The organism is Microbacterium sp. WCS2018Hpa-23 (assembly GCF_031843845.1).
In the GTDB taxonomy this organism is placed as follows: domain Bacteria; phylum Actinomycetota; class Actinomycetes; order Actinomycetales; family Microbacteriaceae; genus Microbacterium.
Map to the genome: position 1 here is coordinate 187,571 of NZ_JAVTIZ010000006.1, position 24,451 is coordinate 212,021.

The 24,451-nt window shown below is 68.2% G+C and carries 24 protein-coding genes; 14 read left to right on the forward strand and 10 right to left on the reverse strand.

Features of this window, described 5'->3' with window-relative positions; translation table 11 throughout:
- Positions 1-4: 4 nt before the first annotated feature.
- From RQG77_RS11820 to RQG77_RS11830, 3 genes are read right to left on the reverse strand one after another with little or no spacing between them, the layout of a single operon-like run.
- Entirely contained in the window at positions 5-202 is a 198-nt protein-coding gene (locus RQG77_RS11820; protein ID WP_056309485.1) for a hypothetical protein, read from the reverse strand.
- Positions 203-240: 38 nt separating this feature from the next.
- Positions 241-1,200: a DNA-3-methyladenine glycosylase 2 family protein gene (locus RQG77_RS11825; protein ID WP_311244896.1), complete on the reverse strand. Its 960-nt coding sequence runs from the start codon at positions 1,198-1,200 to the stop codon at positions 241-243.
- Between the two features lie 34 nt (positions 1,201-1,234).
- Complete coding sequence (locus tag RQG77_RS11830; protein WP_311244897.1) at positions 1,235-1,939, reverse strand: winged helix-turn-helix domain-containing protein; 705 nt, start codon at positions 1,937-1,939, stop codon at positions 1,235-1,237.
- 399 nt (positions 1,940-2,338) lie between these two features.
- On the opposite strand from RQG77_RS11830, the gene RQG77_RS11835 reads away from it, so the two are divergent.
- The 5 genes from RQG77_RS11835 to RQG77_RS11855 all read left to right on the forward strand — a co-directional run bounded on the left by RQG77_RS11835 (position 2,339) and on the right by RQG77_RS11855 (position 9,206).
- Positions 2,339-2,578 carry a GNAT family N-acetyltransferase gene (locus RQG77_RS11835; protein ID WP_311244996.1) on the forward strand — a complete coding sequence of 80 codons (240 nt, stop codon included), beginning with the start codon at positions 2,339-2,341 and terminating at the stop codon, positions 2,576-2,578.
- A 52-nt stretch (positions 2,579-2,630) separates the two neighbouring features.
- Positions 2,631-3,098, forward strand: coding sequence for a DIP1984 family protein (locus RQG77_RS11840; RefSeq protein ID WP_311244898.1), 468 nt, complete (start codon positions 2,631-2,633; stop codon positions 3,096-3,098).
- Positions 3,099-3,427: 329 nt separating this feature from the next.
- Complete coding sequence (locus RQG77_RS11845; RefSeq protein WP_311244899.1) at positions 3,428-4,873, forward strand: MFS transporter; 1,446 nt, start codon at positions 3,428-3,430, stop codon at positions 4,871-4,873.
- A gap of 109 nt (positions 4,874-4,982) precedes the next feature.
- Entirely contained in the window at positions 4,983-6,137 is a 1,155-nt protein-coding gene (locus RQG77_RS11850; protein WP_311244900.1) for an exonuclease SbcCD subunit D, read from the forward strand.
- Between the two features lie 72 nt (positions 6,138-6,209).
- Entirely contained in the window at positions 6,210-9,206 is a 2,997-nt protein-coding gene (locus RQG77_RS11855; protein ID WP_311244901.1) for an SMC family ATPase, read from the forward strand.
- Positions 9,207-9,280: 74 nt separating this feature from the next.
- Here RQG77_RS11855 and RQG77_RS11860 read toward each other — a convergent pair whose 3' ends face one another.
- On the reverse strand, positions 9,281-9,838 hold the full coding sequence (locus RQG77_RS11860) for a nucleoside phosphorylase (RefSeq protein ID WP_311244902.1): 558 nt from the start codon (positions 9,836-9,838) through the stop codon (positions 9,281-9,283).
- Positions 9,839-9,950: 112 nt separating this feature from the next.
- On the opposite strand from RQG77_RS11860, the gene nadE reads away from it, so the two are divergent.
- The 3 genes from nadE to RQG77_RS11875 all read left to right on the forward strand — a co-directional run bounded on the left by nadE (position 9,951) and on the right by RQG77_RS11875 (position 15,102).
- Positions 9,951-10,769, forward strand: a complete 819-nt coding sequence (gene nadE / locus RQG77_RS11865; RefSeq protein ID WP_311244903.1) for an ammonia-dependent NAD(+) synthetase — start codon at positions 9,951-9,953, stop codon at positions 10,767-10,769.
- Positions 10,770-10,839: 70 nt separating this feature from the next.
- Positions 10,840-14,310: a TM0106 family RecB-like putative nuclease gene (locus RQG77_RS11870; RefSeq protein WP_311244904.1), complete on the forward strand. Its 3,471-nt coding sequence runs from the start codon at positions 10,840-10,842 to the stop codon at positions 14,308-14,310.
- Between the two features lie 21 nt (positions 14,311-14,331).
- Positions 14,332-15,102: a hypothetical protein gene (locus RQG77_RS11875; protein WP_311244905.1), complete on the forward strand. Its 771-nt coding sequence runs from the start codon at positions 14,332-14,334 to the stop codon at positions 15,100-15,102.
- Between the two features lie 56 nt (positions 15,103-15,158).
- On the opposite strand, the gene upp is transcribed toward RQG77_RS11875, so the two are convergent.
- Positions 15,159-15,791 carry a uracil phosphoribosyltransferase gene (upp, locus tag RQG77_RS11880; protein ID WP_311244906.1) on the reverse strand — a complete coding sequence of 211 codons (633 nt, stop codon included), beginning with the start codon at positions 15,789-15,791 and terminating at the stop codon, positions 15,159-15,161.
- Positions 15,792-15,884: 93 nt separating this feature from the next.
- Between upp and tadA the strand changes: the two genes are divergently transcribed.
- A complete protein-coding gene (tadA, locus tag RQG77_RS11885) occupies positions 15,885-16,340 on the forward strand; it encodes a tRNA adenosine(34) deaminase TadA (RefSeq protein WP_311244907.1) in 456 nt (151 codons plus the stop codon).
- A 21-nt stretch (positions 16,341-16,361) separates the two neighbouring features.
- Here the strand turns inward: tadA and RQG77_RS11890 are convergent, their stop codons facing one another.
- On the reverse strand, positions 16,362-17,333 hold the full coding sequence (locus RQG77_RS11890) for a cation diffusion facilitator family transporter (protein ID WP_311244908.1): 972 nt from the start codon (positions 17,331-17,333) through the stop codon (positions 16,362-16,364).
- Between the two features lie 60 nt (positions 17,334-17,393).
- Between RQG77_RS11890 and proC the strand changes: the two genes are divergently transcribed.
- Both proC and RQG77_RS11900 read left to right on the forward strand, forming a co-directional pair.
- Positions 17,394-18,233 (forward strand): pyrroline-5-carboxylate reductase, encoded by an 840-nt coding sequence (gene proC, locus RQG77_RS11895; RefSeq protein WP_311244909.1) that lies wholly within the window; start codon positions 17,394-17,396, stop codon positions 18,231-18,233.
- Position 18,234: 1 nt separating this feature from the next.
- Positions 18,235-18,522 carry a DUF1905 domain-containing protein gene (locus tag RQG77_RS11900; protein WP_311244910.1) on the forward strand — a complete coding sequence of 96 codons (288 nt, stop codon included), beginning with the start codon at positions 18,235-18,237 and terminating at the stop codon, positions 18,520-18,522.
- 18 nt (positions 18,523-18,540) lie between these two features.
- On the opposite strand, the gene RQG77_RS11905 is transcribed toward RQG77_RS11900, so the two are convergent.
- Both RQG77_RS11905 and RQG77_RS11910 read right to left on the reverse strand, forming a co-directional pair.
- On the reverse strand, positions 18,541-19,212 hold the full coding sequence (locus tag RQG77_RS11905) for a TrkA family potassium uptake protein (protein ID WP_047520565.1): 672 nt from the start codon (positions 19,210-19,212) through the stop codon (positions 18,541-18,543).
- Complete coding sequence (locus tag RQG77_RS11910; RefSeq protein WP_311244911.1) at positions 19,205-20,635, reverse strand: potassium transporter TrkG; 1,431 nt, start codon at positions 20,633-20,635, stop codon at positions 19,205-19,207. Before RQG77_RS11910 ends, RQG77_RS11905 begins: the two co-directional genes overlap by 8 nt.
- Before the next feature lie 104 nt (positions 20,636-20,739).
- Here RQG77_RS11910 and RQG77_RS11915 point away from each other — a divergent pair, with 104 nt between their 5' ends.
- On the forward strand, positions 20,740-21,156 hold the full coding sequence (locus RQG77_RS11915; protein ID WP_311244912.1) for a metalloregulator ArsR/SmtB family transcription factor: 417 nt from the start codon (positions 20,740-20,742) through the stop codon (positions 21,154-21,156).
- A gap of 198 nt (positions 21,157-21,354) precedes the next feature.
- Here RQG77_RS11915 and RQG77_RS11920 read toward each other — a convergent pair whose 3' ends face one another.
- Together RQG77_RS11920 and RQG77_RS11925 are read right to left on the reverse strand one after the other, a co-directional pair.
- Positions 21,355-22,173 carry an ABC transporter permease gene (locus RQG77_RS11920; RefSeq protein WP_311244913.1) on the reverse strand — a complete coding sequence of 273 codons (819 nt, stop codon included), beginning with the start codon at positions 22,171-22,173 and terminating at the stop codon, positions 21,355-21,357.
- Positions 22,170-23,051 (reverse strand): ATP-binding cassette domain-containing protein, encoded by an 882-nt coding sequence (locus tag RQG77_RS11925; RefSeq protein WP_311244914.1) that lies wholly within the window; start codon positions 23,049-23,051, stop codon positions 22,170-22,172. Before RQG77_RS11925 ends, RQG77_RS11920 begins: the two co-directional genes overlap by 4 nt.
- A gap of 112 nt (positions 23,052-23,163) precedes the next feature.
- Here RQG77_RS11925 and RQG77_RS11930 point away from each other — a divergent pair, with 112 nt between their 5' ends.
- Both RQG77_RS11930 and RQG77_RS11935 read left to right on the forward strand, forming a co-directional pair.
- Entirely contained in the window at positions 23,164-24,096 is a 933-nt protein-coding gene (locus RQG77_RS11930; RefSeq protein ID WP_311244915.1) for a TetR family transcriptional regulator, read from the forward strand.
- A 141-nt stretch (positions 24,097-24,237) separates the two neighbouring features.
- A complete protein-coding gene (locus tag RQG77_RS11935; RefSeq protein WP_042538977.1) occupies positions 24,238-24,429 on the forward strand; it encodes a helix-turn-helix domain-containing protein in 192 nt (63 codons plus the stop codon).
- Positions 24,430-24,451: the final 22 nt, after the last annotated feature.

A 24,451-nucleotide genomic window follows, 5' to 3' on the forward strand; every position in this document is an offset into this window, starting at 1 on the left:
CCGCTCAGAGCTCGATGCCGTGGTCCTCGTCGTTGACGCCTTCGTTGCGCCCTCGACGGGATTCGTAGCCGATGAACCACCCGAGCCAGACGATGGCGGCCAGGAGGATGCCGAGCCAGACGTTCTGGAAGATGAGGCCGATCACGACGCCCAGGATGAGGAGCCCGGCGGTGACGGAGAAGCGGAGCGCGGTGCGGGACATGCGCTCAGCCTAGAGGCGATCCTGGTCTGACGCGCGGGTCAGCGACCGCGGTGGTCTTCGGGGGAGAGGCGGGGTCCGCGGCGGGGCTCGCTCACTCCGCTTGCGAAGATGAGCCGGATCACCCGTTGCCGGTGGCCGGCCCACGGCTCGAGGAGCTCGAGCATCCCGTCGTCATCGGTGCGGTGACCGGTGAGCGCGTAGCCGACCTCGTGGGCGAGGTGGTAGTCGCCGACGCTCACCGCATCAGGGTCGCCGAGCGCGCGGATGCGTGTCTCGGCAGAAGTCCACGGGCCGACCCCGGGGAGACTCGTCAGCACGCGGTCGCGATCGTCGCCGGTGGGCGCGGCCAAGAGGGCTCGGGAGACGCTGTCGGCCCGTTCGGCCACTCGTACGATCGTCTTCGACTGCGGTGGCTGCACGGCGACGCGGTGCCAGTCCCAGGAGGGGATGCGGCGCCACTCCGCAGCCGTGGGCGCGGTGTACATCGGTCGCGGCGTCGGCCCCGGCGCGCGCTCGCCGAACTTCGTGACGAGCAGACGCCAGGCGCGGAACGCCTCGAGTCCGGTGACCTTCTGCTCGATGATGGCGCACGCGAGAGCGTCGAAGACGACACCTGTGCGGGCGAGGCGCAATCCGCGCGTGCGGCGGGCCACCTCGGCGATGAACGGATGAGGGGACGGGTCGAAACCGGAGGGGTCGTCGTCGGCGCCGCAGAGCGACGGCACGCTGTCGAGAGCGTGCTCCGCTCCGGCGCCCCACGCGGTCGCCCTGATCTCGTCGCCGTGGACTCGGAGAGCGACTGTCGCCGGCCCCAGGGGAGTGCGCATCGTGCGCCAGATGACAGGGCCATCGTGGACCATGGTCGGGTCGCCTGGACCGCGACGGAGCATCCCCACAGTGGCGCGCAGATCGACCGGCGCGGCCGGGCGGTACACGGTCGTCCGCGGTGGGCTCTGCGGAGCTGCGTCAGCAGCTCCGGCATCCGCGGTCAGGGTCATGCGCCCACCATACGTGGCGGGCCTGACATCGGGATCAGAAGCGGTCGGGCGAGGGGGTTCCGTGGCCGTAGCGGATGACGACGTCGGCGTGACGGTCGAAGCGGTATCCGATTCCACGCACGGTGCGGACGATGTCCTCGTAGCGGCCGAGCTTGGCACGCAGTCGACGCACGTGCACGTCGATGGTGCGCTCGCCCGGGGTCTCGTCGTCCTGTGCCTGCCACAGTGCGGAGACGAGCTCGCTTCGCTCGATCGTGCGTCCCTCGCGGAGGACGAGGTACTGCAGGAGCTCGAACTCCTTGTAGGTGAAGGCGGCGGACTCCCCGTCGATCAGGACCCGCTTGCGCGAGATGTCGACGACGACGCCGCCCTCCTCGTCGGTGGTCTCCTCCTCGGCTGCGGCCTTGGTGCGAGCGATCGCGCCGGGCTCGTGCAGCGCGAGGCGGACGACATCGAGGTCGCGACCACCCGATCCGTGCGGGGCGAGGGCGACGGTGGCGTGTGTCTCGGCGCCGGGCGCGAGCTCGGCGAGGGTGCGACGCAGGGCGTCGACGAGAAGCGGGAGGCTGACCCCTGCCTCTGCGGCCTTGATCTCGTCGAGACCGACGTAGAGGGCGAAGCCGCGGGGCGAGCGGACGGCGGGAAGATCTGCGTCGAGCGGGGCGGTCGCGGGCGCCGACGGGGCGGTGCGGACAGCGGCGGAGACGGAGGGACGCTCGAGAAGTGCGATGTTCGACATGATGATGAAGTCCTCAGGACGTGAGCCGGGAGACGGGCTCTGATGCGTTGCATGAATGACCGGGCGAGCCGGAAGAGCGAGCAAAGGGTGGATGCTCGAAGACCAGTCCCCGCAGATCGCGAGAAGTCAGGTCAGACGGAGTGGCTGTTCGTTCAGCGACACATTCGGCAACACATGCCAACGCGACCGGGCATCATCATCCCGGCAGTCCTGTTCGCCTCCTGGGCGGACAAAGGGCTTGCGTTGGTAGTCATGGGGGGATTATGTCGGAAGAAGTCCGTGCGTGTCAAAACGGCCGTCGGTGGGGGAGTCGGGCGTAACGTGGTGCGGGTGACCACCTCGACCCTCGCCTCCGGCTTCATCCTCACCGACGAGAAGGACGCATCGCGGTACACGCTGATGCGCGACGGGCAGCTCGTGAGCGTGCTCGACTACCGGGACGACGGACACACGATCGCCCTGACGAGAGCGTTCACGATCCCGACTTTCCGCGGAAAGGGCTATGCCGGAACGGTCGTCGAGGGTGCCGTCGCCGACATCGAATCACGGGGCGACCGAAAGGTCGACGCCGTGTGCTGGTACGTCTCCGACTGGTTCTCCGCGCACCCTGAGCACGCGTCTCTGCTGCGTTCGCGCTGAGGCAGGGCCTTATGACGCTCTGTTACACGTGACGTCCTGACAGGATGAAGGCATGAAACTCGCAGAGGCCCTCACCGCCCGCGCCGATCTGCAGCGTCGAATCGAGCAGCTTCGCGCGCGCATCACGGCGAATGCCAGGTATCAGGAGGGGGAGGAGCCGGCGGAGAACGCATCGGCTCTGCTCGTTGAGGCGGATGCCGCACTGGCGCAGCTCCGAGACCTGATCAGGCGCATCAACGCGACCAACTCGCGGCTCGACCTCGGCGCCGACGGAACGATGACAGATGCGCTCGCCGCCCGCGACGTGCTCCGTCTGCAGCACTCGCTGCTGGCGGATGCGGCCGCTGCGGCATCCGGAGCGAACGACCAGTTCCTCCGACAGATGAGATCTGAACTGCGGCAGATCTCCGCGCTCCCCGTCGCCGACCTGCGCTCGCGCGCGGACGCCGTCGCGCAGGAGCTGCGTGAACTCGACAATCGGATCCAGCAGGCGAACTGGCTGCATGACCTGAAGGAGTAGCGAGCGGAAGTCGGTAGTCACGACGAGGCGGGCACAACCCCAGCCGGAGGGGCAATTCCGGCACATGTCGGGCGGAGGGCAGCCCAGATTCGCATTGCGCAGCCCCGCACCCCGCACATGTGATCGCGCATCGCGCATGTCGCATCACCACGTGCCGATCATCGTGACGAGGGTGGGTCAGGGGATCTTCCGCTCGCACTCGCAGAGCTCCATGTCAGGTAATATGGATCTTCTGCTCAGCCCCGTAGGCTGAGGTGGTCAGGCGCTCGCAGCGTGCTGGTCCGAGGCTCGAAACCTCCGGCATCGTCCCCGACACCGGAGGTTCTTCCATGTCATCGTCCTTGCGCGCCCGCCCCCAGACCAAGTGGTGGGCGCTCGCCGTCATCGCCCTCACCCAACTGATCGTCGTCCTCGACGGAACCATCGTGAGCATCGCCCTCCCGCGTGCCCAGGCCGATCTCGGCCTCAGCGACGGTCAGCGGCAGTGGGTCGTCACCGCATACGCCCTCGCGTTCGGCGCGCTGCTGCTGCTCGGCGGTCGCATCGCCGACTACCTCGGACGCAAGCGCACGTTCATGATCGGGATGGTCGGCTTCGGCGCGGCATCCCTCTTCGGCGGTCTCGCACAGCAGGGATGGGAACTCATCCTCGCGCGTGGTCTGCAGGGCGTCTTCGCCGCACTCCTCGCCCCGGCGGCGCTCGCTCTGCTGACCGTGACCTTCCCGTCAGGACGGGAGCGCAACACCGCGTTCGCGGTCTTCGGAACGGTCGCGGGAACGGGCGCAGCGATCGGACTGCTGCTGGGAGGATTCCTCACCGAGTTCACCGACTGGCGCTGGTGCCTGCTGGTCAACCTCTTCTTCGTCGTCGTCGGACTCGTCGGCGGTGCGCTCTTCCTCACCGAGAGCCGCGCCGAAGGTGACAACCGCTACGACGTCTGGGGTGCGATCACCGTGACCCTGGGACTCGGAGCCCTCGTCTACGGATTCAGCCTCGCGGAGAACGGCTGGGGCGACCCTCTGACGATCACGTTCCTCGCGCTCGGCGTGGTGCTGCTCGGCGTGTTCGTGTGGGTCGAGAGTCGGGTCGCGCAGCCGCTGCTGCCGCTGCGTGTGGTGGCGGACCGCGTGCGCGGCGGTGCGTTCCTGATCCAGGGAGTCGCCGGAGCGATCATGATCGGCGCGACGCTCTACCTGACCTTCCACCTCCAGTTCGTGCTCGGCATGGGTGCGCTCCCGGCGGGCGCAGCGACTCTTCCGCTCCCGATCGCCACGATGATCATCGCCCCCATCGCGACGAAGCTCCTCACCGTGATCGGCCCGCGTCCGATGCTCGTCGTGGGGCCGTTGATCGCTGCGGCCGGCCTCTTCCTGCTTTCGGGAATCACCCCGGACGGCGCGTACATCGTGCAGATCGCCCCGGCGCTCGTGCTCCTCGGAGTCGGCATGGGGTTCGTGTTCATCCCGCTGCAGAACCTTGCCCTGACCGGAGTCGCCCCGCACGATGCGGGCGTCGCATCGGCCGTAGCCAACTCCGCGATGCAGATCGGCGGATCGATCGGCCTGTCGGTGTTCACCGCGGTGTACGCGGCATCCGTCGGCGGCCACGCACAGGCAGAGCTCTCGCTCTGGCAGCTCACCGACGCGTACGGCTGGATCTTCATCGTCGCGTCGATCCTCATGGTCGCAGCCGCCGTGATCGCCGCCGTGATGGTCCGCGGCACCAAGGACGAGCTGATGCCGGCGCACCCGGGAATCGCGGTCGGCGCTCACTGACGCGCGCGCGGCGTCCGTTCCCGGCCGGATCCGAGGAGATCGACGGTCAGGAACGGATGCCGCGGCACGCCTCGGACCGAATGTCGGTGGCTCTTCGTACCGTGTGAGTATGCGAATCCTGCACACCTCCGACTGGCACATCGGCCGCACCTTCCATGGCAACTCGACCATGGACGCGCTGGCTGAGGTGCTCGGAGCGCTGACGCTGCAGGTTCGGGAGAACGCAGTCGACGTCGTGATCGTCGCGGGTGACGTCTTCGATTCCGCGACTCCGGCGGGCGCCGCGTACACACTGCTCGGCGATGCTCTGGTCGCGCTGCATGAGACGGGCGCCCGGGTGATCGTCACGAGCGGCAACCACGACTCCGCCGCTCGCCTCGGATTCCAGGCACGTCTGCTGCGCGACGGAATCCACGTGCTGACCGATCCTCTCGCGGTCGGCACCCCGGTGACCCTGGCCGATGCGGATGGTCCGGTGCGGTTCTACGGCATCCCGTACCTCGAACCGGCGATCGTCCGTCAGCACTGGAGCGGGGTCGACCTGCGCACGCAGGCGCAGACCCTTGCTCACGCGATGGATCTGGTCCGCGCAGGCATGGCCGAGCACCCCGGTCGGTCGGTCGCGATCGCCCACTGCTTCTCCGCCGGAGTCGACGCCACGATCGGCCTCGAACGCGAGGTGCGTCAGGGCGGCCTCGACGTCGTGCCGCTGGCCGTGTTCGACGGCCCCGACTACGTCGCCCTCGGTCACATCCACGGTCGCCAGCAGATCAGCGAGCGCGTGCGCTACTCGGGCGCTCCGCTGCACTACAGCTTCGGCGAGCAGAACAAGCCTCGAGGGTCGTGGCTGGTCGAGCTCGATGCGGCAGGGCTCGCGTCGGTCGACTGGCTCGAGCTGCCGGTGCCGCGCCGCCTCGTCACACTGACCGGCACGCTCGACGAGATCCTGTCGCCTGAGAACGTCTCGGCGCACGCCGACGATTGGGTGTGCGCGGTGTACACCGACGCGCTCGCCCAGACCGAGCCGATGCGCAGGCTTCGCGAGCGGTACCCGCACTGCGCGATGGTGCAGCACCAGCCCTCCGAGACGTCCGAGGCGGTCGAGCGCTCCTACGTCGAGAGACTGCGCGGTGCCGTCACCGACCCCGAGCGCATCGAAGCCTTCCTCGAGCACGTGCGCTCGGGCCACGGCGCGACGGAGCGTGAGGGCGAGCTGATCCGCGAGGTCCTCGACGACCGCGTCCGCGCCGAAGCGCTCATCTAGTCCGGTGACGACTCGATCCAGCCCGGTGACGCGTGAGCGCGATCATGCTCCGACAGTGAAGAAGGTGCTCTGATGCAGCTGCACCGACTGGAGGTCGAAGGATTCGGCCCGTTCCGCGAGCGGCAGACCGTCGACTTCGACGCGTTCGCCGACGACGGGATCTTCCTGATCGCCGGGCGCACGGGTGCGGGCAAGTCGAGCATCCTCGACGCCGTCTGCTTCGGTCTCTACGGCGGGGTCCCGCGGTACGAGGGCGGCGAGAAGCGGCTGCGCAGCGATCACTGCGAGCCCGACGACGTCACCGAGGTCGTGGTCGAGTTCAGTACGCCGGCCGGTCGATACCGCGTCACGCGGTCGCCCGACTACGAGCGCCCCAAGAAGCGTGGCGGCGGTATGACGATACAGTCGGCGGCCGTCCAGCTCGACACGATGGTCGGCGGCGAATGGATCGGTCTCGCTGCGAAGGAACGTGAGGCGGCGTACGAGCTCGACGAGATCCTGCAGCTCAGTCGCGAGCAGTTCCTGCAGGTCATCCTGCTCGCGCAGAACCGCTTCTCGGAATTCCTGCTCGCGGGCAGCAGAGAACGACAGGCGCTGTTGAGGCGGCTGTTCGGCACCGAGCGATTCGAAGACGTGCAGGCGCGGTTCGACGAGCGACGCAGGGCGGCGGAGCAGTCGTTGGGAGCGCGACTCGCCACGGTGTCGGCTCGCCTCGACGAAGCGCAGAGACTGGTCGACAGCGCCGACCTCGGGCACGACAGCGAGGCCCAGACAGACGAGATGAGGGCGGCCGAGGAAGAGCCGCTCGCGGTCACCACCGACGAACGCCTCGAGAGTCTGCGCCGGGCGAAAGCTCGTGCCGACTATCGAGCCGAGCGACGAGCAGCGGAGCGCGTCGAGGCGGAGGAGCAGTCTGTCGCCGCAGACGCCGCGTTCGCGACCGTGCGCGACGAGCAACGGGCGCAGATCGAGCGGGATCGGGCGAGAGCAGCGCTCGAGCGTCTGGAGGCCGAAGAGCCCGAGATCGCCGACGCACGCAAGGAACTGCGCCAAGCCAGAGCCGCGGAACTGCTGCGATCTCCGATCGCCACCGCGGCGACCGCGGCAGCGGCCCTCGACGCGGCGACCGACGCCGAGACGCGAGCGCACGCGACCTGGGTGGCGCGCGACATCGATGTGGACGACCTTGCGGAATGGGTCGCCGAGCGCACCAGGCTGACGGGCGCGTGGCAGCGAGCGGCAGAGCTGGAACGGACAGCCCCGGCGCTCGATGCCGAGCTCGCCGCAGCCTCTGACGCCGTGGCGGCGGCCGCAGCGCGCATCGAGACGGCAGAGGCCGATCGCCTTGAGCTCCCCGCCCAGCTCGAGACCCTCACGATCGCACGCGACGCCGCCAGGCAGCTCGCCGACCGTGCAGATGACCTCGCCGCAGCACGAGATGCTGCCGCGGTGCGGCATGCGGCGGCGCTCGAGGCCGTCCGTCTTGAGGCAGCTCTCGCCGATGCCGACCGCGCCCTCGCCGAGGCGAGCACCGCCCTTGCCGGTGCGCAGACCGCCCTCGCACAGCTCAGGCAACGGCGACTCGATGGATTCGCGGGCGAGCTGGCAGGTTCGCTGAACGACGGCGATGCCTGCCCGGTGTGCGGGTCGCACGAGCATCCGGCTCCGGCTGTGCACGCGGATCCGGTCTCGGCGGACGACGTCGACGAGGCCGAAGCCGCCCGCGATGCTCTCGCGAGACGTGAGCGGGATGCCGTGGAGGCGGCGTCCTCGCTGCGCGCCGAATTCGCCGCTGCGACAACCCGCGCCGACGGTCGAGATGTCGATGCGGCCGTCGCAGAGCTGACCGCCGCGACCACCGCGCACGCGCAGAGCACGGAGGCGTCAGAGCGACAGGCCGTGATCGAGCAGCAGCGTGACGCTCTGGTGGAACGCATCCGGCGTCTCGACGGCGACCGCGAACGCGATGCAGCCGCCCTGGCCGCGGCGCGAGAAGAGCATGCGCTCGTGTCTCAGCGGATCGAGGAGACGCGAACGGCGGTCGCCGAAGCGCGCGGGCCGTACGAGACCGTCGCCGACAGGCTCACGGCGACACTCGCCGAGGTTCGGGACGCGCTGGCGCTGGTCGATGCGGCCTCGGAACGAGCGCGCAGAGCCGAGGCGGCGACAGCTGCGCACGCCGAGCAGGATGCGGCGCTCGAGACCTCCGAGTTCGACGGCGTCGCCGCGGTCGAGCTGGCGCTCCGTTCCACAGCCGCGCAGACGGCGCTCGAAAGCCGAGTCACGGAGCACACGGTCCAGAAGGAGAAGGAGCGGGCGATCCTCCTCCCGCTGGAACTCCGTACTCTTCCGGAAGAGCCGATCGAGCTCGGCCCCGCCGAGCTGGCGTCGCTCACCGCACGGCAGCGCTGGTCCGCCGCGGTCGATGCGGCAGGGCGTGCGACCGGTGTGGCCGAGCAGCTCAGTGCGATCATCGAGGCCGCGGCCGCAGAACATGCGCGCACCGCAGCCGAAGCCGCCGACTACGAGGTGCTCCGCAGCCTCGCCGACACCATCGCCGGGCGAGGGGCGAACACTCGCAAGATGACGCTCGAGACGTTCGTCCTGGCCGCTGAGCTCGAAGAGATCGTCGATGCGGCCAACCGCCGACTCGGAGACATGTCGACCGGGCGCTACCAGCTGCGCCACTCCGACGCCCTTGCGGCTCGGGGAGCAGCATCCGGGCTCGGGATCGTCGTGTTCGACGCCTTCACCGGACACACCCGTCCTGCGCAGTCACTGTCGGGTGGAGAGACCTTCCTGAGCTCTCTCGCCCTCGCCCTCGGCCTCGCCGAGGTCGTCACGGCGCGCGCCGGCGGCATCCGCCTCGACACGCTGTTCATCGACGAAGGGTTCGGGTCCCTCGACGGAGACACCCTCGACGTGGCCATGCGCACGCTCGACGAGCTGAGGCAAGGCGGACGCACCGTGGGCGTGATCAGTCATGTCGAGGCGATGCAGGAGCAGATTCCTGCTCAGCTACGCGTGCGCGCGACTCCGGAAGGGCCGAGCGTCATCGAAGCGCGCTGAGACTCCGCTGTGTCCTCGCCGCCGGCGTTCGGACGACAGCGCGCGTTCGGACGACAGCGCGCCGGAGGCCGTTCTCAGACGCCGTACTCCCGACGGATCACTTCGCGCAGCTGCACGCTGCACCGTGCGATCGCTTCGCGGAAGTCGACGAGGGCGCCGTCCTCGGCCCGGTCCGAGATCGCACGGAACGCGCGGATCGGTACTCCGAACTGCTGCGCGACCCAGATGTACGCGTAGGTCTCCATGTCGACCAGTCCAGCGCCGGACGGTCGGATGACGGCGGTGATCCCGGCATCGCCGACGAAGCTGTCACCGGTCGCGATCAGCACCCCTTCGCGGCCCGTGGACACGCGCGCGGGCAGAGAGACATGCTGGCCTGCGACGCCGTCGAGGTCGAACACATCGTGCTGCAGCGCGCTGCCGATCTCGTGCGCGGTCGCTTCGAGTTCGGGGTCGATTCCGCCGGCGGTCCCGACGACCACCACCTCGGAGTACTCCTTGGCGTCGAGCGCTCGGGTGAGAGCGAACACCGCCTGCATCTTGCCCTCACCGGTGACGAGCTGGTCGAATCCCTCGAGCTCCTCCGGGAACGCTGCGAGTTCGGAGGCCATGGCTGCGACGAGAAGTTTCACCTCGCCATCCTGCCAGGTGGATCGAGTGCTGCGAAGCCACGCGCGTGCGATCCACGTCATCTCGATGTAACACTGGGGGAGGATACTGACGTCGGGCAGACCGGAGGAAGACATGACCCTGCAGAAGCAGATCTCTGAAGCACTCGGTGTGAAGTCCGAGATCGATCCAGCGGCCGAGGTGGAGAGCCGCGTGGGGTTCCTCGCCGACTATCTGCGCGCCACCGGTGCCAAGGGCTTCGTCCTCGGCATCTCGGGAGGCCAGGACTCGACCCTCGCCGGTCGTCTTGCGCAGCTCGCGGTCGAGCGCGTGCGCGCCGAAGGCGGAGAGGCGAAGTTCCTCGCGGTTCGCCTGCCGTATCGGGTGCAGAAGGACGCGGCGGATGCCAAAGCGGCGCTCGAGTTCATCGCTCCTGACTCCTCGGTCGAGGTGAACATCCAGAACGGCGTCGACGGCGTCGAGGAGGACATCGAGTTCGCCGTCAGGAGCGATATCAGCGACTTCAACCGCGGCAACATCAAGGCACGCGTCCGCATGGTGACGCAGTATGCGCTGGCGGGGCACGACGGCCTCCTCGTGATCGGCACCGACCATGCGGCCGAGGCCGTGACGGGCTTTTACACGAAGTTCGGAGACGGCGCCGCCGACATCCTTCCTCTGTCGGGTCTCAGCAAACGACAGGGACGGTCGCTGCTCCTGCTGCTCGGTGCCCCTGACCGACTCGCCTACAAGGTGCCGACCGCCGACCTCCTCGACGGCCAGCCCGGGCGTGCCGACGAAGACGAGCTGGGGCTCACCTACGAGCAGATCGACGACTTCCTCGAGGGGCGCGAGGTCGACCCCGATGTCGCGGGTCGCATCGAATCGCGCTACCTCGCCACCCAGCACAAGCGGAACCTCCCGGTGACTCCCGACGACACCTGGTGGCGCTGACACGAGTCCATCGTGATCCCGTGTCGGATGCCGCGGCTAGTGTCGAAGCATCCGAGAGAACGGGAGCATCGTGCGGATCGACACTCAGGCGCAGCGCGTCATCTGGAGCGCGAGCGACCTCAAGGCCGCCGCCGAATGCGAGTTCGCGTGGTGTCGGGCGATCGACGCCAAGCTCGGTCGCGTGCCGGCTGTCGAAGAGCCTGAAGACGCGACCCTCGCGCGCGCTGCGCTGCTCGGCGACGTCCACGAGCAGAACGTCCTCGCGCGGTACATCGAGGACCTCGGCGACGACCGGGTGCACCGCATCGAGAAGGTCTCGTCGGTCGACGCCGAGGCTCTCGCGGCAGCCGTCGACGAGACGGTGCAGGCGCTCGGGTCCGACGCCGTCGTCGTGTTCCAGGCGGCGTTCGCGACCCCCGAGTTCGTCGGGTTCGCCGATTTCCTGAAGCGTGACGACGACGGGCGCTGGCGGGTGCAGGATTCCAAGCTCGCCCGCAAGGCCAGGGTCACGGCTCTCATGCAGCTCGCGGCATACGTCGACCAGCTCGACCGGCTCGGCATCCCTCGGTCCGACGAGGTCGATCTTCTGCTCGGCGACGGATCGACCAGCACCCATGCGGTCGATGACCTTCTTCCGCTCTTCCAGGTGAGAAGGGCACGGTTGCGTGCATTGATCGCCGACCGCAGGATAGACGATCCGTCCTCCGACGCGGCGCTCGCGTGGGGTGACGACCGAGGAGACCTCGAGATCGTGGCATGCGGCCGCTGCGCGACCTGCGAAGAGCAGGTGATCGCGCATCGCGACCTGCTGATGGTCGCGCGGATGCGGCCGGTGCAGCGCGCGCGGCTGCGCACGGCAGGCATCGAGACGATCGACGCGCTGGCCGCGGCGACCGATGTGCCGGAGGGCATGAACACCGACACCTTCGAGACGCTGCGCGCACAGGCGCAGCTGCAGCTGAAGGCGGATGCCGAGGGCGCACCGACCTACGACGTGCATTACGCGGCGGCGATCCATACGCTGCCGGTGCCGAGCCACGGTGACATCTTCTTCGACTTCGAGGGCGACCCCCTCTACACCGAACCCGCGCCGGACGGCGAAGCTCATTGGGGCATCGACTACCTCTTCGGTTGGGTAGACAACACCGACCAGTACACCGCGCTCTGGGCGCATGACTTCGCCGCTGAGCGCGAGGCGTTCGAGCGATTCCTCGACTTCGTGACGGTGCGCCGCGCCGCGCACCCCGGCATGCACATCTACCACTACGCCCCGTATGAGACGTCCCACCTCGTGGCCATGGCGGCACGACACGGTGTGCGCGAGGGCGAGATCGATCGGCTGCTGCGCGAGGGAGTGTTCGTCGACCTCTATCCACTGGTCCTTCGCACCGTGCGGGTGGGATCGCGGTCGTACTCGATCAAGAAGCTCGAGCCTCTGTACATGGGCGAAGACGTGCGCACGAGCGACGTCCAGAAGGGCGACGACTCTATCGTCCAGTACGTCGCGGCGCGTGAGCTCGCCGCCGCGGGCGAGCAGGCGGACGCCGAGGCGGTGTTCGCCGATCTCGCCGACTACAACCGCTACGACTGCGTGTCGACCAGGCGCCTGCGCAATTGGCTGATCGAGATCGCGAAGAAGGAGGGCGTGAATCCCGCGCCGCCCGACGAGGCCGACGAGGTGATCTACGAGCCGTCTCCGCGGTCGGTGGCTCTGCTCGCCGACGCCGAGCGCGCGGTCGATGCGGGTGAAGACGGGCAGGTGCATCGCATCGCGGCCGCCGCGATCGACTATTTCCCCCGCGAGGCGAAGAGCTTCTGGGTGTCGCACTTCCAGCGACTCCGCGAGCCGGTCACCATGTGGGACGGTACGCGCGACGTGGTGCGGGTCGACCGCACCTCGTCGGCCGTCCGGCGTGAGTGGAGCGTCCCTGAGGGGCGTCGAGTGATGTCGCGTGACCTCGAGGTCCGCGGCGAGGTCTCGCCGGGAACCACACTCGGTGTCGGGTCGCAGCCGTTCGCGCTCTACCCCGTTCCTGCACCGTTCGACACGGAGTTGCCGTCTCGCGCTGTGCACGTGCCGCACACGGTCACGGTCGCCGAGGTGCTCGACGACGGCTACCTGATCACAGAGACGGCGATCCAGGGGCAGACGTGGGATGAGCTGCCGCTCGCCCTGACACCGGCGGCGCCTCCGCGCGTCGTCTCGCTGCAGGGCGCGATCGACGAGTGGGCCGATACGGTGCACGCTGCCGCGCCGGGGTTCCCGCACGACGCCGCGACCGACATCCTGCGGCGCATCCCGCCGCGCACGATCTCGGGCGACGCGCTGCCGACGAAGGGTGACGACACGATCGATGCGATCGTGCGCGGGATCCTCGACCTCGACCGCAGCTATCTCGCAGTGCAGGGCCCTCCTGGCACGGGCAAGACCTACACCGGCTCGCAGGTGATCGCGCGCCTGGTCAACGATCACGGTTTCACCGTCGGTGTCGTGGCGCAGTCGCACGCCATCATCGAGAACCTGCTCGAGCGGGTGGTCGCCGACGGCGTCCCTGCGGCGCAGGTGGCGAAAGCGCCGAAGGATCCCTCGGTCGACCCGTCGTACACGGTGATCCCGAAGAACGGCATGGCGTCGTTCCTGGGTGAGCACGCGCAGCACGGGGCGGTCGTCGGGGGCACGGCATGGGACTTCAGCAACATATCGCGCGTCGAGCGAGGAGGCCTCGACCTGCTCGTGGTCGACGAGGCAGGCCAGTTCTCCCTCGCCTCGACGATCGCCGTCGCCGCGGGTGCTCAGCGGCTGCTGCTGCTCGGCGACCCTCAGCAGCTTCCGCAGGTGAGCCAGGGAGCACACCCCGAGCCCGTCGACACCTCCGCTCTCGGGTGGGTCATGGAGGGCGATCCGGTCGTCAGGCCCGACTACGGATACTTCCTGGCGCGGTCCTGGCGGATGCATCCGTACGTCGCCGCTCCGGTATCGAAGCTCGCCTACGCCGGCCAGTTGGCATCAGCCCCTGGCACCGAGCTCAGGTCGCTCGAGGGGATCGACCCGGGGTTGCACGTGGTTTCGCTCCGTCATCGAGGCAATGCCACGCAGTCGCCCGAAGAGGCGGCAGAGGTCGTGGCGCTGGTGAGAGATCTCGTCGGTCGCGCTTTCACCGACAACGACGCGGATGCCACGGTGCGGCCTCTCGCGCAGAGCGACATCATCGTGGTCGCGCCCTACAACGCACAGCGTCAGCTGGTTCTCGACTCACTCGCAGCGGCTGGCTTCCCGGATGTGCCCGTCGGCACCGTCGACAACTTCCAGGGCAAGGAGGCTGTGGTCTCGATCACGTCGCTCGCCGCATCCAGCGGGCGCGACGCCCCGCGCGGCCCGGAGTTCCTGCTTCTCCAGAACCGACTCAACGTGGCGATCTCGAGAGCCCAGGTCGCGGCGTACCTGATCCACTCGCCGGCGCTGCTCGACGATCTTCCCCGCACGCCCGAGGGCGTGGCGCGTCTGAGCGCCTTCGCCCGACTCGTCGGCGCCGCGGGCTGACGCCGCACTGCGGGAGACATCATGATGCACACGACGGACGAGATCCTGCGAGCCTCAGCCGCATGGGTGTGGTTTCCTCGCGACAGCGAGCATGAGAAGACCGATGTGCAGCTGGTGCGGTACCCCCAGCGATTCGGTGGTGGTGTGCGAGCATCGCAGGTCGACTCCGACGAGGATGCGGCGGCGGTCCTCGATCGCGCCATCGACCGCACCCGGGCGTGGGGCGAGGGCGAGCTCCGGTTCTGGACCAACGAATCCGATCGTCCCGACCTCGAAGACGAGATCCGCCGCCGTGGAGCAGAGCACATCGACACCGTCGCGGTGTTCGCCCGCGAGATCGTCGGTGCCGTGATCGATGTTCCGTCGCAGACCACTGCAGAGATCGTGCGGACGATCGACCAGGTGCGCGAGGTCGACGCGATCAATGTCCACGTCTGGCAGCAGCAGCCCCTCGATGAAGCGGACCTCAGGACGGAACTCGACGAAGTGGTGTCGGGATTCGAGGCCGGAACGCACGTCCGCGTGCTCGCACGCCTCGATGGCCCGGCGGTGAGCACCGGCGGGTGCACGATCGTCGAGGGGTTCGCTCGTCTGTGGGGCGCCGCCACCCTCGAAGAGGCTCGCGGTCGGGGCGCCTACCGTGCGGTCCTCGCCGAGCGACTGCGCGTCAGCGCATCACTCGGAGCGACCACGGCGCTCGTGAAAGGACGCACCGCGACGTCTGCACCGATCCTCGCGAGAGCCGGTTTCACGCACTACGGAGACGAACGCGCCTACCTGCTGACCGTGTGAGTCGCGCCGGCGGGTCGGTGGGCCGACGTGCGTGTGGGTCTACGGGGCGGCGCGCGTCAGACTGTGCCGTACAGGCGGTCGCCGGCGTCGCCGAGACCGGGGACGATGTAGCCCTTCTCGTTCAGGCGCTCATCGAGGGCTCCGAGCACGAGTGTGACGTCGCGGTCGCCGACGAGCGCCTCGATCGCGGCGACGCCCTCAGGCGTGCCCAGCAGGCAGATCGCCGTGACATCCTTGGCTCCGCGGTCGAAGAGGAACTGGATCGCCGCGGCCAGCGAACCGCCGGTGGCCAGCATCGGGTCGATCGCGAAGCACTGGCGGTCGCTCAGGTCATCAGGAAGACGCTCGGCGTAGGTCGTCGGCTCGAACGTCGTCTCGTCACGAACCATTCCGAGGAACCCGACCTCTGCGGTCGGCAGCAGCTTGACGAGACCCTCGAGCATGCCCAGGCCTGCGCGCAGGATCGGCACCACGATCGGGCGTGGCTCGGAGATCTTCACGCCCATCGTCGTCGTCACCGGAGTGGTGATCTCGATCGGGCTGACCTTCACGTTGCGCGTCGCCTCGTACGCGAGGAGGGTGACGAGCTCCTCGGTCAGCTGGCGGAAGACGGGCGACGATGTGCGGTGGTCGCGCAGGACCGACAGCTTGTGAGTGACGAGAGGGTGGTCGGCGACGTGGACACGCATGGATACAGGCTAATGCGCCGGACGCTCCCGCACGACATCGGATGCGGGGGAGGCGCCCGACGAGGGCGGGCGCGCTGTCGGTAGGCTCGACGCATGACCGCCGCCGACGAGATCGCGATGGGCCGCGCGCTCGAGCTCGCGGCCGAAGCCGCGGCGGCGTCCGAGATCCCCGTCGGCGCCGTGGTGCTCGACATCGAGGGCCGAATCGTGGCCGAGGGCCGCAACAACCGCGAGGCGACGCACGATCCGACAGGGCACGCCGAGGTCGAGGCGCTGCGTGCGGCGGCAGCATCCGTCGGTTCCTGGAATCTCGACGGCCACACTCTCGTGGTGACGCTGGAACCCTGCGTCATGTGCGCGGGGGCGATCCTGCAGGCCCGAATCGGGCGCGTCGTGTTCGGCGCCTGGGATGAGAAGGCGGGTGCGGCAGGATCCATGTACGACGTGCTCCGCGACCGGCGCCTCCCCTACCGGGCGGAGGTCATCGCAGGAATCGAGGCAGAGGCCGCCACCGCTCTGCTGAGGGACTTCTTCGAGCAGCGCCGTTGAGGCGACAGCGAGCGGCCGAGGTCAGTCCGACGACTTGAGCACGAACACGTCGGTGGACGGTTCGGGGTCCAGCGACGGTCGGTACACGTCGGGTTCGATGTAGATGACGCGGGCAGTCGGAACGGCTTCCCGGATCCGGGCCTCGATCGCGTCGATGTCGACCGCCGCTTCGCGCAGCGGCTTGTCGGCGTTGAGTGCGATCTTCGCCGCGACCATCAGCTCATCGGGCCCGAGATACAGCGTCTTCATGTGGATGATCTTCTCGATCTCGTCACCCGCGTTGATCGCGTCGACGATGCGGTCGTGGTCGGCGGGCGTGGCGCCCTCGCCCACGAGAAGGCTCTTGGTCTCGACTCCGAGCACGATGGCGATCAGCACCAGCAGGATGCCGATCATCAGAGTGCCGAGGGCGTCGAAGACCGGGTTCCCGGTGATCACGGTCAGACCGACGCCGAGCAGGGCGAAGGTCAGTCCCGTGAGGGCCCCGACATCCTCCAGCAGCACGACGGGCAGCTCCGGTGCCTTCGCGCGCCGGACGAACGACACCCAGGACTGGCCCTCGTCACGGACGAGGTTGCTCTCCTTCACTGCGGTGCGCAGCGAGAACGACTCGAGCCCGATCGCGACGACGAGCACGACGATCGGGAGCCACCACCAGGTCTGATCGAGCTCGTGCGGGTGCGTGAGCTTGTCGATCGCCTCGTAGATCGCGAACAGGCCACCGACCGAGAACAGGATGATCGACACCACGAACGCGTACACGTAGCGCTCCCGGCCGTACCCGAACGGATGCGCCCGATCGGCCTCTCGCTTGGCCTTGCGGCCGCCCAGCATGAGCAGCAGTTGATTGCCGGAGTCAGCGACCGAGTGGATCGCCTCGGCGAGCATCGAGGCGGATCCCGAGAGTGCCCATGCCACGAACTTCGCCAGGGCGATGCCCAGGTTCGCCAGGAACGCCGCGAGAATGGCCTTGCCGCCGCCGGATGCACTCATGCGTCGAGTCTAGATCCGCTTGCCCGCTGTCGCCGGGTGCGCCCGCCGTAGGATGACGACATGGCTGACTCTCTTCCCGCTCTCGCGTTCCTCGGTGCCGGTTCGATGGGGGGTGCGATCCTCCGCGGGGTGGTCGCATCCGGCATCCGGGTCGACGGCGGCATCACGGCCACGAACCGCACTCCCGAGAAGGCGGCGGCATTCGCCGGCCTCGACGGCGTCAGGAGCATCGCCCTCTCCGAGACCACCGACGGCAACGCGGACGCGGTCGCGAAGGCCGGGATCGTGCTGGTCGGCGTGAAGCCTGCGATGGTTCCCGATCTGCTGCGCGAGATCGCACCTCATCTCGCCGACGACGCGATCGTCGTGAGCATCGCCGCCGGCGTCACCCTCCAGACCTTCGCCGACAACCTCGGCGCCGACGTGCGGGTCATCCGGTCTATGCCGAACACACCGTCGACGGTCGGCAAGGGCGTCACCGGTCTCGCCGCGGGGGCATCTGCGTCCGCCGACGACCTCGCCCTCGTGCACCGCCTCTTCGAGACCGTGGGGGCGGTCGTCGAGGTTCCCGAGTCGCAGATCGATGCGCTGTCGACCATCTCGGGTTCGGGCCCGGCCTATGTCTACCTGCTGATCGAGGAGCTGACGAAGGCCGCTGTCGACATGGGATTCAGCGAGACCGACGCGCGCACCATGGTGGAGCAGACATTCATCGGGGCGACCGCGCTCCTCGATGCGTCGGGGGAGGAGCCGGCCGAGCTCCGTCGCCGCGTCACGAGTCCGAAGGGCACCACCGAACGAGCGGTCGCCGTGCTGCAGGACGCGCACCTCGACCGCACCTTCGCTGACGCTGCTGCCGCGGCCCTCGCCCGCGCGAAGGAACTGGCGGCCGGAGGCTGACATGCGGCTGCGGTTCTCGGGTGCGATCTGGTTCCGGCGGGGTCCCGCCCCGTTCCATTTCGTCACCGTGCCGCCGGCCGAGAGCGAGATGATCGGCGATGTGGCGAGCGTGGTCACCTACGGATGGGGCATGATCCCGGCATCCGTGACGATCGGGAGCACCACGGTGACGACTGCCCTCTGGCCGAAGGACGGCGGATACATCGTGCCGATCAAGAAGGTCCTTCAGGACCGCGAGAGCATCACGATCGATGACATCGTCGACCTGACGCTCGACATCGACGCCTGACAAGTGAGCGGATGCCGCTCAGCGGTCGAGTGCGGCGAAGCGCTCGATGTCGCTGTTGGTGCCCGAGACGATGATGAGGTCGTGGTTGGTGACGATCGTGTTCGCCTCGGCGTAGCGGAACGGCTTGCCGGGGCTCTTCACGCCGACGACCGTGACCTTGTACTTGCTGCGCACGCCCGATTCATTCAGACCGACGCCGCGGATGAACTTGGGCGGGTACATCTTGGCCAGCACGAAGTCGTCATCGAAGCGGATGAAGTCGAGCATCCGACCCGAGACGAGGTGCGCGACGCGCTCGCCGGCTTCGCGCTCGGGGTAGATGACGTGGTTGGCGCCGACGCGGGCGAGGATCTTGCCGTGCGACTGCGAGACCGCCTTGGCCCAGATCTGCGGCACCTTGAGGTCGACGAGGTTCGCGGTGATCAGCACCGACGCCTCGATGGACGAACCGACGGCGACGACGGCGACCTGGAAGTCCTGAGCACCGATCTGTCGCAGGGCGTCGATGTTCTTGGCGTCGGCCTGAACAGTGTGCGTGACCCGATCCGACCACTTCTGCACGAGCTCGAGGTTGTCGTCGATCGCGAGCACCTCGCGGTCGAGGCGGTCGAGTTCGCCCGCACAGGCGGCGCCGAACCGGCCGAGACCGATGACGAGGACGGGCGCGTCGCCCCGGAGGACTTCAACCAACGATCGGCCTTTCCACGGGCAGTGAGTAGTACTGCGTTCGCGATGTCGCGGCGACCGCCGCGGCGAGAGTCACTGTACCAACGCGCCCCATGAAGATGGTGGTCGCCAGTACGTACGAGGCGGAGTCCGGGAGCTCCGCGGTGAGCCCGGTCGACAGGCCCACGGTGCCGAAGGCCGAGATCACATCGAAGAGGACGTGGCTGATGTCGGCTTTGGTGATCTGAGAGATGATGATCGTCGAGAGCGCCACGATCGTGGCACCCCATGCGACGACGCTGAGTGCGACCCGCTGGACGTCGCTGGGGATGCGGCGGCCGAACGCCTCGACCGACTGGCGTCCCTTCGCCTCGGACCACACGGCGATCGCGAGCACCGCGAGCGTGGTGACCTTGATACCGCCGGCAGTGGATGCAGAGCCGCCGCCGACGAACATCAGCATGCTGGCGGCCAGCAGCGACGAGCCGTTCAGGTCGTCCATCTCGATGACGTTGAAGCCGCCGGATCTCGTCATGGCGGACAGGAAGAAGGCCTGGAACGTGGTGTCCGCCGCGTCCATCGACCCGAACGTCTTCGGGTTCGCGTACTCGAGGATGAGGAACACGGCGGCACCGAGCACGAAGAGGAGCACGGTGGTGACGAGGGTGAGCTTGGTGTGCAGCGACCACTTCTTCACGTGCCAGACGTGCTTCGCGAGTGTGTAGATCACCGGGAACCCGATGCTGCCGAGGAACACTCCGACCATCAGCAGCGTGAGGACCAGGTAGTCGTCGGCGAACACGGCGACGCCGCCGGCGTTCGGCGCGAAGCCCGTGTTGGTGAACGCCATCGCGGCGAAGTAGGGCGCCTCCCAGAGCGCGGCGATCGGTTCGACTCCGGCCATCACGAGGGCGGGGTAGAGGAGGATGGCGAGCGCGCCCTCGATGATCAGGGCGGAGACGGCGACCGTGGTGAGCAGCTGACCGACCTCGCCGAGGCGCACGGTCTGGCTCTCGTTGACCACGCCGCCGTGCGCGCGCATCGGGTTCGTGTCGCCGGCGGCCATGAGCTTGGCGCGGAGCCCGAGCCGCTTGGAGATCAGCATGCCCATCAGCGACGCGAGGGTCAGCACGCCGAGGGCGCCGATGTTGACGCCGATGAAGATCAGCACGTGACCGAACGGCGACCAGTGAGTGGCCATGTCGACGGTGGACAGGCCCGTGACGCAGATCGTGGACACCGCGGTGAACAGCGCGTCCGCCAGCGGTGTGACGGTTCGTGACGCCGAAGCGATCGGCAGCGAGAGCAGCACGGTGAAGACGAGGATGAGGAGCGCGAAGATCACGATCGCGAAGCGCGAGGGCGACGACGTGATCAGGTGCTTGCCCCAGGAGGCGGCGTTCTGGAGCCGCTGTCGAGGGGACGACGCCGAAACGATGCCCGACATCGCGTCCCCCTTCGTTCTTCCTGCTCCGCCTTCTGCGGCTGCACGACGCCGATCGCCGAGCCTTCGTCATGGTACTCCGTGCCAGGGACGACTACCCTGATCACATGACGGACATCTTCGACGTGATCGCAGACGGTACGAGGCGAGACATCCTCCAGCTCCTCCTGCGTCGCACCACCGAAGGGGATGCCGGAACGAGCGTCAGCCAGATCGTCGCCGATCTGGGCATCAGTCAGCCCACCGTCTCCAAGCATCTGAAGGTGCTCCGTGAGGCCGAGCTCGTCAGCGTGCGAGAAGACGGTCAGCGTCGCTTCTACAGCCTCGCCGTCGAGCCTCTCGGGGTCGTCGACGACTGGCTCGTGCCGTTCCTGATGGACGCCTACGGTGACGACGCACCCGACATCGACTACCCGGGTCAGCCGCTGACCGGCAGTGCTGCGCACGCGGCCGAGGTCGTCGGCCGTGCAGCCGCATCCGCGAAGCACGTCGTCGAGACAGCGCTCAAGAGATTCGGCGCCTGACTCCGACGGCAGACACACGTCGCCCCTGACGATCGGGGGGCGTGTCGTCAGGGGCGAAGCCGCGGGCCCCAGCCCGCGTGGACTCGGGATGGTGCCATCGTGAGTCGTGGGATCACCATCTCAGAGCATTCTGAGCAGATCCGGCATACATCCTATGTCTCCGCTGAGATCGAGGAGCAGTTCCGGCGGCACGCGGTGTCAGCGTCGCGCAGCCTGACGTCGGAACAGCCATGTTCCCCACAGCACCGCGCATGCCAGGATCACCAGACACCAGCCGACCGCCCAGAACGCTGCGGTTCCCATCGGTGCGTTCGTGAGCAGGCCCCGGATGGTATCGACGATCGGAGTGATCGGCTGGTTCGCCGCGACGGGCTGCAGCCACGAGGGCATGCTCGCGACCGGGACGAAGGCGCTGGACAGGTAAGGCAGGAAGAGCAGGATGAAGCCGTATCCGTTCGCGCCCTCGGGCGAGCCGGCGGCGAGCCCGATCGCCGCGAACAGGTACGTGATCGCGAGGATGTAGAGGGCGATGAGTCCGGCCAGAGCGAGCCACTCCGCGAATGACGCGTCGGGCCGGAAGCCGACCAGGACGCCGACCCCGATGACGATCGCCGTCGCGACGAGGTTGCGCAGAAGGCTCGCGACCACGTGGCCGGTGAGTACCGCGCTCGCGCGCAGCGGCATCGTTCGGAAGCGGTCGATGATGCCCGTCCGCATGTCGTTCGCGACGTATACGGCTGTCGAAGATGCACCGAAGCCCGCGCATGTGAGGATGATGCCGGGCACCACATAGTCGACGTAGTCGCCGGAGGGGTCGATCGCCCCGCCGAAGACCCACGTGAACATCAGCATGAGCATCACGGGGAGCAGGACCGCCATCAGCAGCGATTCGCCGTCGCGCAGCGAGTGGCGAAGGCTCCGTCCCACGAAGACGCTCTCGGCGGTCAGTCCACGGAGCCGTGGCCGTGGCGCCGGAGGTGATGAGGGAGCGACCGTGACTGCGACTGCGGCGTTCATGCGTGCTCCTTGGTGGCGCTCGATGTCGTGACGGCGAGGAAGACGTCGTCGAGGGTCGGGCGTCGAAGAGTCACGACACCGTCTTCGCCGTCCTGGTCGAGCAGGTCGAGTGCTCGGCGGAGATCGGCGACGCTGCCGTCGGTGGGTATCTCTCGGAGGAGGTTCCCGCGGTCGTCGTGCAGTTCCACGGTGTCGCCGCCGACGCGGGCCTTGAGTTCGGCCGGTGTGCCGAGAGCAGCGATCCGTCCGTCGTGCAGCACTGCGATCCGGTCGGCGAGTTGGTCGGCCTCCTCCAGGTACTGGGTGGTGAGGAAGACCGTCGTCCCCGCAGCGGAGAGGGTGCGGATGAGATCCCACAGGTCGCGTCGACTGCGAGTGTCGAGACCGGTGGTCGGCTCGTCGAGGAACAGCACCTCCGGGGTGACGACGAAGCTCAGGGCGAGGTCGAGGCGGCGTCGCATTCCGCCGGAGAAGGTGCGCACCGCGCGCGCCGAGGCCTCCGCCAGATCGAACCGCGAGATGAGCTCGGTGGCTCGTCGTGCCGCGTCGGTTCGGCCGAGACCCGACAGGCGCGCGAACATCACGACGTTCTCCATTCCGGTCAGGGCGTCGTCGACCGCGGCGGACTGTCCCGTGAGGCTGATCCTCCGCTGGACCTCGGAAGGGTGGGTCCTCGTGTCGAATCCGGCCACGTGCGCCGTGCCCGCGTCTGCCGCAGTCAGCGTCGTGAGGATGTTGATCGTGGTCGTCTTGCCCGCCCCGTTCGGCCCCAGCAGAGCGAAGACCTCACCTCGAGAGACTGAGAAGTCGAGGTCGTCGACGACTCGCTTCTTGTCGAAGGCCTTGCTCAGCCCTCGTACTTCAACCGCCTGATCCATCGTCCGTTCCTCTCTGATCGCAACTGTCCCCGAGTGGAACTGTGTGCGCCGTACGCAACTGTGTATGACGGTAACACACTGTTTATGCAATATACAGAAGTAAGATGATCGGATGACCCAGAACGAGCCCCCGGAGCTGCCGCGCGGCATCGCCCTCGCCTGGGGAGTCGCCGCGAACCCGCAGCGCGGCCCCAAGCGCGAGATGAGCGTGGAGCGGATCGTGGACGCCGCTGTCGAGCTGGCCGACGCAGACGGGATCGGTGCCGTGTCGATGGCCGCCGTGGCGGCGGCCCTCGGCTTCACTCCGATGTCGCTCTACCGCTACGTCAGCGCGAAGGACGACCTTCTGCTTCTCATGCAGGAGCAGGCCACCGGGCTGCCCCCGGAATCCATCCGCGAGCACAGCCATTGGCGGGACCGACTGCTCGCGCTGTACGCCGAGCAGGTGCTCCTCTACCAGCGCCACCCGTGGATGCTGTCGCTGCCGATCAACGGCTCGCCGATCACTCCCCACAGCTCCGCATGGCTGGATGCGAGTCTGGAGGCGCTCGAAGAGACCCCGCTCTCCGCGGAGGAGCGTGTGGCCGTGGCGCTCGCGGTGACCGGGAACGCGCGGTGGTGCGGCATCGTGCAGGCCGGATACACCGAGCAGTCCCGCAGCAGTGGTCTCTCGCCCGACGAGGTGGCGATGCGCGAATCCGAGCTGTACGACCGGGTGATCACTGCTGACGAGTTCCCCGCCCTCCGCCGCGCCATCGACGCCGGAGTCTTCACGTCTCCCGACGATCCCTTCCGGTTCGGCATGGAACGCGTCCTCGACGGAGTCTCCTCGTACATCGACTCTCTCGGTCATGGAGCTGCGCGCGAACCCGCCACCGATTGGATCGTGCTCGACCCGGCCGAACTTGCAGGTGACCGCCGTCTCAAGGAGGCGCAGAAGGCCGTGCGCGAAGCCGAGAAGGCGCTGAGGACGGCGCACAAGGTCGAGCGACAGGCGCTGCGCGAGGCGCGTGAGCGGGTCGCGAGGGCCCGGAAGTCCGACTGAGTCCTGGTCGGAGTACCGCTCTGCGCCTGTCGCGACCGTGGCTGATCCTCGCTGATCCTCACTGATCACACAGGCCACATGGGTTTACACGCGTCCCAGGTTCCCCATAGAGTGTGCACAATCGAGAAAGGGGTACGTGGGATGCCCGAGGTTCCTGATGTCCGGTTCCTTACGGTGGCTGAGGTCGCCGAGCTCATGCGCGTGTCGAAGATGACCGTCTATCGGATGGTGCACGCTGGGGAGCTGCCTGCCATCCGCTTCGGTCGCAGCTTCCGGGTTCCGGAGTCCGCGGTCGCCGACGCGCTGCAGCGGCCCATCGCCGACGTGGGCTGACCCCTCGGCGACGGTCTCGCAG